General features: G+C 69.0%; 13 protein-coding genes. 4 read left to right on the forward strand and 9 right to left on the reverse strand.

Annotated elements, in window-relative coordinates; translation table 11 throughout:
• Positions 1–64 precede the first annotated feature (64 nt).
• Positions 65–1,222 carry an epoxide hydrolase family protein gene (locus ACFVWL_RS04665; protein ID WP_387179134.1) on the reverse strand — a complete coding sequence of 386 codons (1,158 nt, stop codon included), beginning with the start codon at positions 1,220–1,222 and terminating at the stop codon, positions 65–67.
• Between the two features lie 69 nt (positions 1,223–1,291).
• On the opposite strand from ACFVWL_RS04665, the gene ACFVWL_RS04670 reads away from it, so the two are divergent.
• Positions 1,292–2,251, forward strand: coding sequence for a helix-turn-helix transcriptional regulator (locus ACFVWL_RS04670; protein WP_387179137.1), 960 nt, complete (start codon positions 1,292–1,294; stop codon positions 2,249–2,251).
• Positions 2,252–2,300: 49 nt separating this feature from the next.
• Here ACFVWL_RS04670 and ACFVWL_RS04675 read toward each other — a convergent pair whose 3' ends face one another.
• Entirely contained in the window at positions 2,301–3,686 is a 1,386-nt protein-coding gene (locus tag ACFVWL_RS04675; RefSeq protein ID WP_387179140.1) for a glycine--tRNA ligase, read from the reverse strand.
• A 115-nt stretch (positions 3,687–3,801) separates the two neighbouring features.
• Between ACFVWL_RS04675 and ACFVWL_RS04680 the strand changes: the two genes are divergently transcribed.
• Positions 3,802–5,271: a peptide MFS transporter gene (locus ACFVWL_RS04680; RefSeq protein ID WP_387179143.1), complete on the forward strand. Its 1,470-nt coding sequence runs from the start codon at positions 3,802–3,804 to the stop codon at positions 5,269–5,271.
• A 27-nt stretch (positions 5,272–5,298) separates the two neighbouring features.
• Here the strand turns inward: ACFVWL_RS04680 and ACFVWL_RS04685 are convergent, their stop codons facing one another.
• The 3 genes from ACFVWL_RS04685 to ACFVWL_RS04695 are packed head-to-tail and all read right to left on the reverse strand — an operon-like array spanning position 5,299 to position 8,017.
• Positions 5,299–5,988 carry a GNAT family N-acetyltransferase gene (locus ACFVWL_RS04685; RefSeq protein ID WP_387179146.1) on the reverse strand — a complete coding sequence of 230 codons (690 nt, stop codon included), beginning with the start codon at positions 5,986–5,988 and terminating at the stop codon, positions 5,299–5,301.
• Positions 5,989–6,038: 50 nt separating this feature from the next.
• Positions 6,039–6,659 (reverse strand): hypothetical protein, encoded by a 621-nt coding sequence (locus tag ACFVWL_RS04690; protein ID WP_387179148.1) that lies wholly within the window; start codon positions 6,657–6,659, stop codon positions 6,039–6,041.
• A gap of 32 nt (positions 6,660–6,691) precedes the next feature.
• Positions 6,692–8,017, reverse strand: a complete 1,326-nt coding sequence (locus ACFVWL_RS04695) for an alpha-hydroxy-acid oxidizing protein (protein WP_387179151.1) — start codon at positions 8,015–8,017, stop codon at positions 6,692–6,694.
• 61 nt (positions 8,018–8,078) lie between these two features.
• Between ACFVWL_RS04695 and ACFVWL_RS04700 the strand changes: the two genes are divergently transcribed.
• Entirely contained in the window at positions 8,079–9,521 is a 1,443-nt protein-coding gene (locus ACFVWL_RS04700) for an MFS transporter (RefSeq protein WP_387179154.1), read from the forward strand.
• Between the two features lie 20 nt (positions 9,522–9,541).
• On the opposite strand, the gene ACFVWL_RS04705 is transcribed toward ACFVWL_RS04700, so the two are convergent.
• Both ACFVWL_RS04705 and ACFVWL_RS04710 read right to left on the reverse strand, forming a co-directional pair.
• Positions 9,542–9,943: a hypothetical protein gene (locus ACFVWL_RS04705; RefSeq protein WP_387179157.1), complete on the reverse strand. Its 402-nt coding sequence runs from the start codon at positions 9,941–9,943 to the stop codon at positions 9,542–9,544.
• 17 nt (positions 9,944–9,960) lie between these two features.
• On the reverse strand, positions 9,961–10,905 hold the full coding sequence (locus ACFVWL_RS04710; protein ID WP_387179159.1) for a zinc-binding dehydrogenase: 945 nt from the start codon (positions 10,903–10,905) through the stop codon (positions 9,961–9,963).
• A gap of 72 nt (positions 10,906–10,977) precedes the next feature.
• Between ACFVWL_RS04710 and ACFVWL_RS04715 the strand changes: the two genes are divergently transcribed.
• Positions 10,978–11,397: a MarR family winged helix-turn-helix transcriptional regulator gene (locus ACFVWL_RS04715; protein ID WP_387179161.1), complete on the forward strand. Its 420-nt coding sequence runs from the start codon at positions 10,978–10,980 to the stop codon at positions 11,395–11,397.
• Positions 11,398–11,450: 53 nt separating this feature from the next.
• On the opposite strand, the gene ACFVWL_RS04720 is transcribed toward ACFVWL_RS04715, so the two are convergent.
• On the reverse strand, positions 11,451–12,416 hold the full coding sequence (locus tag ACFVWL_RS04720) for a serine hydrolase (protein ID WP_387179164.1): 966 nt from the start codon (positions 12,414–12,416) through the stop codon (positions 11,451–11,453).
• Positions 12,417–12,526: 110 nt separating this feature from the next.
• Positions 12,527–14,491, reverse strand: a complete 1,965-nt coding sequence (locus tag ACFVWL_RS04725) for a M13 family metallopeptidase (RefSeq protein WP_387179167.1) — start codon at positions 14,489–14,491, stop codon at positions 12,527–12,529.
• Between the last annotated feature and the right edge of the window lie 8 nt (positions 14,492–14,499).

Here is a 14,499-nt window from a genome sequence, read left to right on the forward strand (position 1 = left end):
GCTAGACCCACCCGCGCGGCGAGCGCACGGGTGGGCCGGGACAACAGGGGTTCGAGATCGAGGGTCAGCGGACGTCGGCGAAGAATGCCCGGATGTCGCCGGCGAGCAGGTCGGGACGCTCCAGAGCGGCGAAGTGCCCGCCCTCGTCGAAGCGGCTCCAGTGCACGATGCTCGAGTTGTCGCGCTCGGCGAAGACCCGGATCGTCTGGAAGTCGTCCGCGAACACGGCGACCCCGGTCCGTGCAGCGTTGATCAGCGGCCCCGCGCCCTCAGCGCCCTCAACAGCCGCATCCGCCCTCGCGTTCTCCAGGTAACTACGGCTCATGCCCGATGCCGCGTTCGCGAACCAGTTCACGCTGACCTCGAGCAGGATCTTCTCCAGCGGCACCAGCGACGTGCCGTTGCCGAACGAGTTGAACAGCTCGCTGTAGGCGAGCAGTCCGACCGGGGAGTCGCTGATCCCCACCGACACGGTCTGCGGGCGCGAGGAGTTCATCGTGTTGTACCCGCCGACCGACTGGAACCACTGCATGTGCTCCAGGCCGGCGTAGTCCGCGGGCTCGAGCTTCTCGAACTCCGCCGGGTCGCCCGAGGGGAACGAGAACAGCTGCAGCACGTGCAGTCCGAGGAAGCCCTCCGGGTTCCGCAGTCCCAGCTCGCGGGCCACCATGGCGCCGTTGTCCGAGCCGTGGATGCCGTAGCTGTCGTAGCCGAGACCGCGCATGAGCCGGTCGTAGGCGTCCGCGACCTTTCCGACCGTCCAGCCTGCAGACGAGAGGGGCTGCGAGAAGCCGTAGCCCGGAGCATCCGGGATCACGACGTCGAACGCGTCTTCCGCGCGGCCGCCGTGCCGGACCGGGTCGACGAGACGATCGATCACGTCGAGGTAGTCGACCGAGGAACCGGGATAGGTGTGCGCGAGCAGCAGCGGCATCGCGCCCTCGTGAGCCGAGCGCACGTGGAGGAAGTGGATCGTCTGGCCGTCGATCTCGGTGGTGAAGTGCGGGACGGCGTTGATCCGCTCCTGGGCGGCGGCCCAGTCGAACTCGCGCCAGGCGGCGATGGCTTCCCGGAGGTAGGAGTTGGGGGTGCCGGCATCCCAGTCGTCCGTCGGCGACGGCTGCGGAAGGCGGGTGCGGGCGAGGCGATCCTGGAGATCGGCGACCTCGGCGGCGGAGACCGAGACGGTGAAGGGGCGGAAGGTGAGCGTCGTGTTTTCCATATCTCGAAGGTAGGAGGGCATTAGGTTGGATTCGTTCCTAATGGATGGATGACTTTTCGAGGAGTTCCGATGGCCGATCCGACCGCTCGACTGCTCGCGCTGCTGGCTCTGCTGCAGACCGGCCCCGAGCGTTCCGGGACCGACCTGGCCGCCCGGCTCGGCGTCTCCTCCCGCACCGTGCGGCACGACATCGAGCGGCTGCGCGACCTCGGCTACCCCGTCGACGCCACGCGAGGCTCCATCGGCGGGTACCGTCTCGGGGCGGGCGGCACCCTTCCTCCGCTGCTCCTCGACGACGAGGAGGCCGTGGCGGTCACGGTCGGGCTCCGCGCCGCAGCAGGCATCGCGGGGGTCGCCGAATCCGGGGCTCGGGCGCTCGCCAAGCTCGAACAGGTGCTGCCGTCGCACCTGCGCCCCACGGTCGACGCACTCCGGTCGAGCGTCGACCGCGCTCCGGAGAACAACGACACCGATGCCCCCGACCCCGAGGTCGACGCCGCGTCGCTGCAGGCCATCGCACGCGCGATCCGCGACGAGGAGTGGCTGCGCTTCGACTACGAGGGCGCACCCGTGCTGGTCGAGCCGTACCGACTGCTCACCTGGGTGCGGCGCTGGTACCTGGTCGCACGCGATCCGCAGACCGACGAGTGGGGCACGTACCGGGTCGACTGGATGCAACTGCGGATGCCGACGCATCGCCGCTTCGATCCACAGCCGCTGCCCGGCGGCGACTACACGGCCTTCGCGATGCGCACCATCGCGGTGAGCGGCTGGATCGTGCACGCCCGGCTGCGTATCGACGCGCCGGCTGCGGCCGTGCTCGACCGGATCCACGCCGCGGTCGGGGTGGTCGAACCGGTCGACGACGAGCACTGCATCCTCGTCACCGGCGCCGACAGTCTCGACACCGTCGCCGCCTACATCGGGATGCTCATGATGGACTTCACGGTCGAGAGCCCACCCGAGCTGATCCCCCGCCTGCAGCTGCTCTCCGAGCGGTACGCACGCGCCGTGGCCGGGAGCTCATGAGAGAACCCCGTCGACCTGCATAGGCCGACGGGGTCCGGATGACGCGTGCTCAGGCGCCGCGCAGGCGCTCGGCGAGGTAGGCGTGCAGCTCGTCGATCGAGACGCGCTCCTGGGCCATCGTGTCGCGGTCGCGCACGGTGACGGCACGGTCGTCGAGCGAGTCGAAGTCGACCGTGACGCAGAACGGGGTGCCGATCTCGTCTTGGCGACGGTAGCGGCGGCCGATCGCCCCCGCGTCGTCGAAGTCGACGGCCCAGGAGCTGCGGAGCGTGTCGGCGACCTCGCGAGCGAGCGGGGACAGGTTCTCGTTGCGCGACAGCGGCAGCACGGCGGCCTTGACCGGAGCGAGGCGCGGGTCGAGCTTGAGCACGGTGCGCACGTCGGTGCCGCCCTTGGCGTTGGGCACCTGCTCCTCGACATAGGCATCGACGAGGAACGCCATCATCGCGCGCGTGAGGCCGAACGACGGCTCGATCACGTACGGGGTGTAGCGCTCGCCCGTAGCCTGATCGAAGTAGGTCAGGCTCTGGCCGGACGCCTCGCTGTGGCTGGAGAGGTCGTAGTCGGTGCGGTTGGCGACACCCATGAGCTCGCCCCACTCCTTGCCCGCGAAGCCGAACTTGTACTCGACGTCGATCGTGCCGGCCGAGTAGTGCGCGCGGTCATCTTCCGGCACGTCGAACTGACGCATGTTCTCCGGGTCGATGCCCAGGTCGATGAACCAGTTCCAGCAGGCCTCGACCCAGTGCTCGAACCACTCCTGCGCCTCTGCCGGCGGCGTGAAGAACTCGATCTCCATCTGCTCGAACTCGCGGGTGCGGAAGATGAAGTTGCCGGGGGTGATCTCGTTGCGGAACGCCTTGCCGACCTGGCCGATGCCGAACGGCGGCTTCTTGCGGCTCGCGGTGAGCACGTTCGAGAAGTTCACGAAGATGCCCTGAGCGGTCTCGGGACGCAGGTAGTACAGGCCCGACTCGTCGTCGACGACGCCGAGGTACGTCTTCACCAGACCGGAGAACGCCTTCGGCTCGGTGTACTGCCCCTTGGTCCCGCAGTTCGGGCACGGGATGTCGGCGAGGCCGTTCTCGGCCTTGCGGCCCTTGCGCGCCTCGAAGTCCTCGATGAGGTTGTCGGCACGGAAGCGCTTGTGGCACTGCAGGCACTCGACCAGCGGGTCGGTGAAGGTCGCGACGTGACCCGATGCCTCCCACACGCGCTTGGGCAGGATGATGCTGGAGTCGAGGCCGACCATGTCGCCGCGGCCGCGCACGAAGGTCTGCCACCACTGCCGGCGGATGTTCTCCTTGAGCTCCGTGCCGAGGGGCCCGTAGTCCCAGGCCGACCGGGAACCGCCGTAGATCTCACCCGCTTGGAACACGAACCCGCGGTGGCGGGCGAGGGCGATGACCTTGTCGAGGCGGGACTGTTCGGCCATGGTGGCTCCAATGGTCGGATGCGGGAGGAAACCCGTGAACACGGGCACCTCATTCTATCCGTGGTTCCCGCGCGCTCCCTGGCCTCGACGCCTGCGCCGGAGTAGCGTCCTGGGGATGAGCACTGCAGCGCGAACACCGCGGACCCGCGACGACGACACCCGTTTCTTCGGGCAACCGTGGGCCCTGGTGCACATCTTCGGCGTGGAGATGTGGGAACGCTTCAGCTTCTACGGCATGCAGGGCATTCTGCTCATCTACCTGTACTTCTCGCTGACCGAAGGCGGCCTCGGCATCCCCAAGGCGATCGCGGGCGGCATCGTGGGCGCGTACGGAGGGTCGGTCTACCTCTCGACGATCCTGGGGGCCTGGCTCGCGGATCGCCTGTTCGGCGCGGAGCGGGTGCTGTTCGTCAGCGCGATGGTGATCGTGGCGGGACACCTCGCCCTCGCGCTGCTTCCCGGCGCGGTCGGCGTGGGCGTCGGCCTCGTGCTCGTGGCACTCGGGTCCGGCGGTCTCAAGGCGAATGCGACCTCGGTCGTGGGCAGTCTCTACAGCGCCGACGACCCGCGACGGGATGCCGGGTTCTCGCTCTTCTACCTCGGCATCAACCTCGGCGCGTTCCTCGGCCCGATCCTCACCGGCATCCTGCAGTCGTCGCTCGGCTTCCACTACGGCTTCGGACTCGCGGCCATCGGGATGACGCTGGGACTCATCCAGTACGCGTTCGGCCGCAAATCGCTGCCCGCCTCGGCGCGGGAGGTGCCGAACCCGCTCCCGAAGTCCCGCTACCTCCTGGTCGGACTCATCGCGGGTGGCGCGGTCGTGCTCATCGCCGTCCTGGTGCTCACCGGGGTGATCCGGCCCGACAACCTGGCCACCCTCGTGATCGGCGTCACGATCGTCGCCGCGGTCGCCTACTTCTCGGTGATCCTCGGCAGCCGTCGCATCGACGCCACCGAACGATCCCGGGTATGGGCCTTCCTGCCGCTGTTCATCACCAGCGTCGCGTTCTGGTCGCTGTACCAGCAGCAGTTCACGGTGCTGACGATCTACTCCGATCAGCGTCTGGATCGGAACCTCTTCGGCTGGGAGATGCCGATCTCGTGGGTGCAGTCGATCAATCCGGTGTTCATCATCATCCTGTCCGGCGTCTTCGCGGCGATCTGGACCAAGCTCGGAAAACGACAGCCCTCGACCCCGGTCAAGTTCGCGCTGGCCGCGATCATCATGGGGTCGGCGTTCCTGCTCTTCCTGCCGTTCGCCGGCGGAGGGGCGAACTCCACGCCACTCCTCGCCATCGTCGGGATCCTCTTCGTGTTCACGGTCGCCGAGCTTCTCATCTCGCCGGTCGGCCTGTCGGCTGCCACCAAGCTCGCACCGGCCGTGTTCCGCACGCAGATGGTCGCGCTGTTCTTCCTGTCGATCGCGCTCGGGACCGCGATCTCGGGCGAGCTCGTACGCTTCTACGATCCGAACGACGAGGTGCCGTTCTTCTCGATCCTCGGTGGCATCGCCATCGTCGTGGGCATCGGACTGCTGCTGAGCGTGAAGCCCGTGCTGAAGCTGATGCGCGGGGTGCGCTGAGCGCCCCCTCTGATCAGGCGGTGAAGCTCAAGCGGTGAAGAGGTAGCCGCGCGCGGTGTCGTAACCGGCGATGCGCAGGCCGCTGCCGAGCAGACCCTCCATCTGCGCACGCAGACGAAGACGCCAATCGTGGGCGGCTGCCGGGTCGGAGACGCGCAGCGCCTCGATGTCGGCGGGGATCTCGAGGGTCTCGACGACCGCGTCGTCGGCCGGAGGCTTGGCGATGTCGGCGAGGGCCCACTCGACGTCGAGCCGGTCGCTCTCGTCGCCCGCGTCGCCGCCGCCGAAGATGCCGTAGCGGTTCACCGAGTAGCCGGTCGCACGTGCGCCCAGCACGGTGAAGAAGAAGTGCGCGTTGCGTGCCACGAGCGGATCGAACACCCACGTGATGCGGCCGACGTCGCGGGAGAACGCCCACTGACGCTGGTGCTCCTTGAGCTCACGACCCCAGCCGCGGCCACGGTACTCGGGCAGCAGAGCCGTGATGTGCGAGTGCATCGCACGTCGGGCGGGCTCGCCGAAGAAGGCGATGGACGCGCCGACCATGCGCTCGTCGTCGCCCTCGCCGTCGAAGAACCCGACGACGTAGTTGCCCGACTGCTGCAGGGCACGCAGGGTTCCGGCATCCACCACGCGCTGCGGACCCCGGATGGAGTCGAGCAGGCCCTGGGCGTCGAGGATGAGTTCAACGGTGTCGAGGTCACGGATGGTTCGCACGCACCCAGTCTGCCCCTCCTCGGCCCGTTCGAGGAATCGGAACCTCGGGATCACCGCGTCGGGAACGCCTCCCCGCCCCCTGCGGCGAGCGCCTCGGCCACGATGCGGATGTGCTCCTCGGCCATCGGCGGCGCCATCGGGGGCAGGATGCCGTCCCAATACGCGAGCACCGCGCCTCGGCCCTGCATCATCCCTTCGGGACGTCCCATCGCCCACAGGTGCAAGTGCGCGGAGCCGTCGTTCCACCGTGCGAAATGGCACCGCGCGACCCCCGGGATGCTCTTCACGGCCTGGGAGATCCGCTGCATCAAGGGCCCGTAGGCGGCGAGGACCTCGTGCGGGGCGTCTTCGAGCAGCCAGTGCTCCCGGGGCGCGATCGCGCCGATGAACGGCAGCCCACCGACGTCCCAGCCGGCGCGCACCTGCCAGTGCTCGTCGTGCCAGATGGTGAACTCACTCGGGGCGCACGACCCGCAATTCTGCGGGTCGACCTCTCCGTTGCGCGGCTTCTCGGGCACGAGCATCGGCTCGAGCGGTCGCATCGTGATCTTCTCGAACGCCCACGGCAGCCCGTCCGTGAGCGAGGAGGCATCGAGCACCTCTCCGATCGGGAGCCCGCGGTGGTACTCCGTGTCGGCCGGGTGCTGTTCGAATGCGGCATCGTCGCTCATGCCCCCATGCAATCACGCACGAGCGCAGGGCGTCACACGGCTCGCAGCGCGTCGCGATCCAACGCGGCCACCGTGGTCAGTCCGGCGAGGCCGAGTGTGATGTCGAGCTCGGCGAGCACGTTCCGCACGACCTCGCGCACCCCGATCTCTCCGGCGATGCCGAGGCCGTAGGCGTACGGACGACCGAGTGCCACGACCGTCGCGCCGAGCGCGAGGGCGATCACGGCGTCTGCTCCGCCCCGCACCCCCGAGTCGAAGACGATCGGCACCCGTCCCGCGACCCGCTCGGCGATCAGCGGCAGCACGTCCAGCGTCGGCACCGACTGGTCGATCTGGCGACCGCCGTGGTTCGAGATCCAGATTCCGTCCATCCCCGCATCCAACGCGGCCTGGGCATCGTCGGGGTGCACGATCCCCTTCAGGATGATCGGCAGGCTCGTCCACTCGCGCGCCTTCGCCAGGTCACCCCAGGTGAGCGCGGGAGTGGAGAACATGTCGAGGAACGTCTCGACCGCCGCACGTGGCAGCGGCGAGCGGAGGTTGTCGCGCAGCGAACCGCCACCCGTCAGCGCCGCGCCCTTGCGGGCGATCGTGACGGCAGCGGCCACGGCCTTCGGAGTCACGCGGACGCCGGGCGCCTCGCCCTTCGGTGCGGCTGCACGCTCGCGCACCAGCTGCTGGAACACCGGATCGCTCGTGTACTGCGCGATCCCCATCCCGCGGGTGAACGGCAGGTACGCGAGATCGAGGTCGCGGGTGCGCCAGCCCAGCAGGTGCGTGTCGAGGGTCACGACGATCGCCTCGCATCCGGATGCCTCGGCACGGGCGAGCAGCGAGCGGTTGAGGTCGTCCGACGCCGACCAGTAGAGCTGGAACATCCGCGCGCCGCGAGGAGCCGCAGCCGCGATCTGCTCCATCGGGAACGACGCCTGGTTGGAGAGCGTGTACAGTACGCCGAGCGATTCCGCGGCACGAGCGACCGCGAGATCGGCATCCGCGTGGGCCATCTCCATCACTCCGAGTGGGGCGAGCACCAGCGGCGTCGGACGTCTCTTGCCGAGGAACTCCACGCCGAGGTCGCGCGTCGAGACGTCGCGCAGCGGGCGCGGCCATACCTGCCAGCGGTCGAACGCTCGACGGTTGGCGGTCATGGTGCGCTCGGAACCCGCGCCACCGGCGATGTACGCGAACGCCTCGGCGCTCAGTGCCGTGCGCGCGGCCCCCTTCAGAGCGACGGGATCGATCGGCACGGCCGGTCTCGTCCCGCTGATGCCCGCGCGGTAGATGTCGGACTGGGTACGCCGGGAGATGCCGCGGTGGGCGGCGGGATCGTCCGGAGCGACACTGCTCATGACCATGACCACATGCTAGTCAGGGCGGGTCGGCCCTGCATCGCTCGATCGCCGATAGCCTGAGTCGGTGGGTGCGAGCGATGACAGAGCCAGGAAACGCCTCTCCCGGACCCCTCCCAAGTGGGCGATCGTCGCCGTCCTCGCCTTCGCGGGGCTCTGCTCCTCCTTCATGTTCACGCTGGTCGTGCCGCTGCAGGCCGAGCTTCCGCAGCTCCTGAACGCCTCCCGCGAGGACACCACCTGGGTCGTCACGATCACCCTGCTCGTCGCCGCGGTCGCCACCCCCATCTCGGGTCGACTCGGCGACATGTACGGCAAGCGCCGGGTCGTGATCGCACTGCTCGCGATCCTGATCCTCGGCTCCGTGATCGCCGCGGTCTCCGGCTCGATCGTCGGCGTGATCATCGGCCGCGCACTGCAGGGTGCCGTGACCGGCGTCGTCCCGCTCGGCATCGCCATCATGCGCGACGTGCTGCCGCCCGAACGCCTGGGCACCGCGGTGGCCCTCATGAGCGCGACGATGGGCGTCGGCGGGGCGATCGGCATGCCGGTAGCCGCCCTCCTTGCACAGAACGCCGACTGGCACATGCTCTTCTGGCTCGCCGCCGCCCTCGGCGTCGTCGGGCTCGCCCTGGTGCTGGCCGTGATCCCCGAGGACGTGCTGCGCTCCCCCGGCCGACTCGACGTGATCGGCGCCATCGGGCTGGCGATCGGCCTCACCGGCATCCTGCTCTTCGTCTCGCGGGGCGCGCAGTGGGGCTGGACCTCGCCGCTGACGCTCACCTGCATCATCGGCGGACTCGCGGTGCTGTTGGTGTGGGGCTGGTATCAGCTGCGCACGAAGGATCCTCTGCTCGACCTCCGTGTCGCCGCGCGGCCCGCTGTGCTCTTCACGAACATCGCCGCGATCGGCATGGGGTTCGCGCTGTTCGCCTCGAACGTGACGTTCCCTCAGCTGCTCGAGATGCCGGCGGTCGGCGGCGCGGGGTTCGGACTCGACATGCTCGCGGCCTCCCTCGTGATCATGCCGGCCGGTCTCGTGATGATGGTGATCTCGCCGCTGTCCGGGTGGCTCGAGCGCACGGTCGGACCGCGCCCGCTGTTCACGGTCGGCGCCGCCGCGATCGTGCTCGCCTACGTCTTCGTGCTGTTGTGGTCTTCCGAGGTGTGGCACATCTTCGTGGCGAACATCTTCATCGGCGTGGGTATCGGGTTCACGTTCGCCGCGATGCCGATGATCATCATGCGCTCGGTCCCGGCCAACGAGACCGGTGCATCGAACGGCCTGAACGCGCTGTTCCGCTCGGTCGGAACGTCGAGCGCCTCGGCCGTCATGGGCGGTGTGCTCGCCGCGATGAGCATCGACGTCGACGGGGTCGCTGTCCCCACGCGCGCCGCCTTCGAGGTGTGCTTCTGGCTCGCCATCGCGGCCGGCATCGTCGCGGTAGTGCTCTCGCTCTTCATCCCGAAGCAGCGCTCCACCGAGCAGCATCCGTCACTGCCCGGCTGAACGCGCAGTTCCGCACGACGTCAGCGGGTGATCGTGCGCGGGTCCGGGTCGCCCTCACGCGGTGGGCGCAGCCGGTCCGGGATCGGCCACGCCAGGATGAACTGCGCGGTCGCCGGGCGGGTCATGTCTCCGAAGTCGTCGATCTTCACCACGATCCGTCCCGGAGCATCGTGCTCGTCGGGAGTCACCTCGAGGATGCGCACCCGCAGCGGACGGTCGTCTTCGCCGTCCAGCATCCACGGATCGGCGAGCCAGGCGATCCCGTGCTCCTCCAACGCGGCCTCGGCATCGAGCCACTCGGCGGGAGCGGAGACGAGTCGCCCGAGCACATCGACGGGCACCCAGTCGTCGCCCGCAGGATGGATCCAGCCCAGCAGCTCGCCGTCATCGCGACGGTGCGGGGTCCAGTCAGGTCGTGGCATCCGATGATCCTACTCAGTCAGAACGTGAGCACCAGTCGGCTCCGCCCGGACCCCTCAGCGGCGTTCCACGCTGCCTCGACCTCGGATGCGGGAACAGCCGTCGATGCGCTCACGATCGTCCCCTCCGCGATCACCCGGATGATCGCGGGAAGCTCCGCGACGAAAGCCGAGCGGCCGACCGAGCCTTGGCCGCTGCCGACGATCGTGAGACCGGATGACCGGAGCGCTGCCGACGGGATCTGCGCCTCGTGGCCGGCGGATGATCCGATGGCGATCCAGTCGAGCCTCGCACCCTTCCTCGTCCTGGCAGTCACCACCGCACGCATGGCGTCGGCAGCCGGGCCGCCCCACACGTAGTCGAGGACGACATCGACGTCGGCGGCGGCACGCCCGATCGCATCGATGTCACCCAGCGGCACGATCTCGTCGGCGCCGAGGCCCGGCAGCCCTGCAAGCTGAGCGACGTTGCGCCCGCTCGCGATGACCTGCGCAGCTCCCAGGTGCTTCGCAACCTGCACCGCCGCCGTTCCCGCCGCCCCCGTCGCGCCGAGGATCAGCACGCGAGCGTCCCGCGGGAACGAGATTCGATGGCGCAGTGCGACCCACGACGACATGACGGGGTTCGCGGCAGCGGCGATCGCGGCGGGATCGGCACCCTCCGGGAGGATCACGCTGGCTCGCGGATCAACAGCCACGCGCTCGGCCATCGATCCACGGGTGTCGCTGGCCACCGCGAAGTAGCGCGTGGTGCCGTCGGGAAAACGGCCGACGCCGTCCACTCCCGGAATGAGCGGAAGGGAGCCTTCACTCGTGTAGTGCGAGCCGTCGGCCTGCGATCTGACCCTCGGGTGCACACCCGCCGCGAGGACATCGACGACGACCTCGCCGCTGCGTGGTTCCGGCTCCGGAAACGGCTGCCATACGGGTGCGGCGCCGAACGAGTTGACGACAGCTGCGTACATGATGATCTCCTTTGGTTCGTATTACGAATGAATCTAGTTCGTAATACGAACATCGTCAACTATGCTCGGATCATGCCCCGCGACATCTCCGACGACGACGACCTCATCGATGCCCTCGGGCAGACGGCGTTCATGACCATGGGCGCACTCACCGGGCTCGCCGCCGACGCCGGCCTGTCACTGACGCAACTGCGCGTCCTCGCGATCCTGCGAGATCGACGACTGCGCATGAGTGACCTCGCCGAGTACCTGGGGCTGGAGAAGTCCACGATGACCGGGCTGGTCGCACGAGCCGAGCGCAAAGAGCTGCTCGCACGCGTACCGAACGAACAGGATGCGCGCGCTGTCGATGTCGTACTCACCGATCAGGGACGGGGCATCGCCGATGCGCTCAGCATCGCCCTCCGCGACACGCTGACGCCGCTCACCGAGCAACTGCCCCCGGCGGATCGCGGCGCGCTGACCGCGCTGCTGCGACGAATGCTCCCCTGAGTCCGGCCGGCCACTCGTCAGGCCGCTCGTCAGGCCACTCGGCCAGCCACTCGTCAGTGCGTGTACTCCATGAGCTCGACGCCGAGCACCCGGAACGCGTCGTGCGCGCGCAGGCGGTGCGTGATCGAGAGGTCGTCGAAGCAGACGATGAGCGAGTAGGCGACACCGGCGCGTGGTCCCGCCAGCACGCCCGCCTCGGCTCGCACGCCGCGGTCACGCCCGGTCTTGTTCACGAAGAGCAGGCCGTGCGCGTCGTGATCGTGGGCGAACGGGTCAAGGCCAGTGGATGCCGCGACCAGGCTCAGGTCCTGATTCAGGCTCAACCACTCCGATACCTGCGCGCTGACGGCGGCGTCGACCACCTGCGAGTTCACCAGGGCGGAGAAGAGTCCGGCGAGCTCGCGGGCGGAGCCCACAGCGACCTGCGGGGCGTCGTCGGGTCCGCGGCGGTCGCGGAAGCGGTCGAGAAGGGCCGTGCGGCGCAGACCCAGCGACTCGATGCGCTCGCGCACCCGGTCGTGGCCGACCTTGTGCAGCAGAGCGTTCACCGCGATGGGATCCCCCGCGGTCGCCGCCATCACGGCGAGGTCTTCCAACGGCAGGGCCGGTGCGTGCAGATGCCGCCACAGACCCGAGGTCTCCACCGGCTCGAGGCTCTCGCGTTCGACGATCTCGAACGGATCGAGAGCACCGCTCTGGAAGCCGGCAGCCACCTCGATCAGCAGCGGCACCACCCCGAGGCCCGCGATCGGCATCGTGACATGGTCGTCGCCGGCCAGCACATGCACGTGGTTGTCGAGGTCGACGACGTGCACCGAGACCTGCGCACCGGAATCGACCAGCCCCTCCAGCGAGCGGAGCGTGGCGGTGAACGAGCGGCGACCCGCGGCTGCGCGACGAGGGAGTCGACGGCTGGTGCGCTGCGAGCGGCGCCCCGCACCGGATGCCTCCTGGGCACCGTCGAGGGACTCGGGGGCCGAGGAGTTGCGGAAGCCTTCACCAGGCTCGAGAGCGCCCACGCTGATCCTTAGGGGGGTGGATGTGCGGGATACCGAGGGGAGACGCTCCCCAGCGGCAGGGCTATCGTAACCCCACCGCCGGGGGATGCTTCACAGAGTCAGACGATTGGTCACCAGATGGTCACCCGCGATGCCGCGGGCAGCCAGAGCGCATCGGTCTCGCTCACGCCGAACGCCTCGTAGAAGGCGTCGATGTTGCGCACGATCTGGTTGCAGCGGAACTCGTTCGGCGAGTGCGGGTCGATCGTCAGCAGGCGCAGCGTCTCGGCGTCGCGGCTCTTCTGCTGCCACACCTGCGCCCACGACAGCAGCAGCCGCTGCACACCCGTGTATCCGTCGATGATCGGCGCCTCGGCACCGCCCAGCGACAGTTCGTAGGCCTTCAGCGCGATGCCGAGGCCGCCGAGGTCGCCGATGTTCTCGCCGATCGTGAGAGCGCCGTTCACGTGGTGCTCGGGGTCGAGTCCCTCGGGCACGAGGGCGTCGTACTGGGCGATCAGCGCCTTGGTGCGCTCCTCGAACGCCGAGCGGTCGGCGTCGGTCCACCAGTCCTGCAGGCGGCCGTCGCCGTCGTAGCGGCTCCCCTGGTCGTCGAAGCCATGGCCGATCTCGTGGCCGATGACCGCGCCGATGCCGCCGTAGTTCGCGGCGGCATCGCGACCGGCGTCGAAGAACGGGTACTGCAGGATCGCCGCCGGGAACACGATCTCGTTCATCGAGGGGTTGTAGTACGCGTTGACCATCTGCGGGGGCATGTGCCACTCGGTGCGGTCGATGGGCGTGCCGACCTTGTCGATGTTGCGGTCGTGCTCGAAGATCGACGCCCGGCGCACGTTGCCGAACAGGTCGGCCCGATCGATCTCGAGGGTCGAGTAGTCGCGCCACACCTCGGGGTGGCCGATCTTCGGCGTGAAGGAGTCGAGTTTGGCGAGCGCGCGCTCGCGCGTCTCGGCCGTCATCCACTCGAGCTCGGTGATGCTCTGCCGGTAGGCCTCGATGAGGTTCGCCACCAGCTCGTCCATCGCAGCCTTCGCCGTCGGCGGGTAGTGCCGCTCGACGTAGACCTTGCCGATCGCCTCGCCGAGCGCGCCCTCGGTGAGCGAGACGCCGCGCTTCCAGCGCTCACGGATCGTGGGGACGCCGGTGAGCTCGGTGCCGTAGAACGAGAAGTTCTCCTGCACGAGGTCGTCGGTCAGGTACGGTGCCGCGGCATGCACGGCCTTGGCCCGCAGCCACGCCTTCCAGTCGTCCAGACGCTCGGGAGTCAGCAGCGATCCGAGCCCCTCGAAGAAGCTGGGCTGCGAGACGACGACCTCGTCGAAAGCCGCGGGGTTCGACGGTGAGACCGCCTCGCGCCACGGAGCCAGGTCGACGCCGGCGAGCGCCTGCAGCTCGTCCCAGGTCTTGAGGTTGTAGGTGGCCACCGCGTCGCGGCTGCGCACGTTGTCCCAGTGGTGGCCCGCGAGCTCGGTCTCGAGCGCGATCGCCCTGTCAGCGTTGACGGCAGCATCGGTCACGCCCGCGAGTCCGAGCAGACGCTCGAGGTGCGCACGGTACGCGGCCCGGGTGTCGGCGAAGGTGTCGAGGCGGAAGTAGCTCTCGTCCGGCAGCGAGAGACCGGCCTGCACGAGCACCGGGACGTATCGCTCGGGGTCGCCCGGGTCGCCGTCGACGTACAGCCCGATGATCGACGCACGGCCGTCGCGGTCGTAGGCGCCCACGGTGCGCAGGAATGCCGGGACGTCGGCGATCGCGTCGATCTCGGCGAGGGTCTCGGCCAGCGGGGCGACCCCGGCGGCATCGATGCGCGCGGTGTCCATGAAGCTCGCGAACAGGTCGCCGATCTTGCGGGCGAGCGTACCCTCCGCGGCGTCCTGCGACTCCTCGATGATCGTGCGCACGTCGTTCTCGGCCTGCTCGGCGAGAAGGTGGAACGAGCCCCAGCGTGCCTTGTCGCCCGGGATCTCGGTGCGGGCGAGCCAGGCGCCGTTCACATGGCGATAGAGGTCGTCCTGCGGGCGGATGTCGGAGCTGAACTCATCAAGGGCGAGGCCCACGGGAAGAACGTCAGTCATGCGCTCCA

Origin of the sequence: Microbacterium sp. NPDC058269, from assembly GCF_042881445.1 — a bacterium.
Lineage (GTDB): Bacteria > Actinomycetota > Actinomycetes > Actinomycetales > Microbacteriaceae > Microbacterium.